The sequence below is a fragment of the Arthrobacter sp. SW1 genome (genome assembly GCF_001766675.1).
GTDB lineage: Bacteria > Actinomycetota > Actinomycetes > Actinomycetales > Micrococcaceae > Arthrobacter.
Window position 1 is genome coordinate 1 of sequence record NZ_MJLT01000058.1, and the last position, 611, is coordinate 611.

The window sequence follows — 611 nt, forward strand, 5'->3', positions numbered from 1 at the left end:
GAAGGCGCTCTATGCCCGCATCAATGAGGCGCTGGCGGAGGCGGGTGTTGGCGGCGAGGACGTCTTCCTGGGCTACGTCGAAAACGGGCCCGAGGACTGGACCTTCGGCTTCGGGCGCGCCCAATACCTGACCGGCGAACTCAAGGTGCCGGCTGCGTCCTAAGGAAGCCTCGCAAAATGTGCGGACAAACCTTTGACAGGACATTAAAAACGTAGGAAAGTTTAGCTGTGGCCGGCATCACAACGGCCGCGGTCCGCGCCGGGAAACCGGGTTGAACCGGAACCGGAATGAAAGGAAGGCGGAAGACGTGAGCTTCGAGCTACTGACGATGGGACGCATCAGCGTCGACATCTACCCGAACGACATTGGCGTCACCCTCGACGAAGTGGGAAGCTTCGGCAAGTACCTTGGCGGCTCGCCGTCCAACGTTGCCGTTGCCGCGGCACGCCACGGACGCTCGACGGCGGTGATCACCCGAACCGGCGAGGACCCCTTCGGCGAATACCTCCACCGGGAACTGGCCAAGTTCGGCGTGGACGACCGCTTCGTCAGCGGCGTCGAAGGCCTGCAGACCCCGGCCACCTTCTGCGCAATCCTGCCGGAAGAGCAG

General features: G+C 63.3%; 2 protein-coding genes. Both read left to right on the top strand.

The genetic code is table 11. The features are described 5' to 3' along the window. A partial coding sequence (locus BIU82_RS16945; RefSeq protein WP_139146590.1) for a tautomerase family protein occupies positions 1-163 on the top strand: 163 nt, incomplete at its 5' end. A gap of 145 nt (positions 164-308) precedes the next feature. After that, positions 309-611: PfkB family carbohydrate kinase (locus BIU82_RS16950; RefSeq protein ID WP_253182827.1), on the top strand; the 303-nt coding region annotated here is incomplete at its 3' end.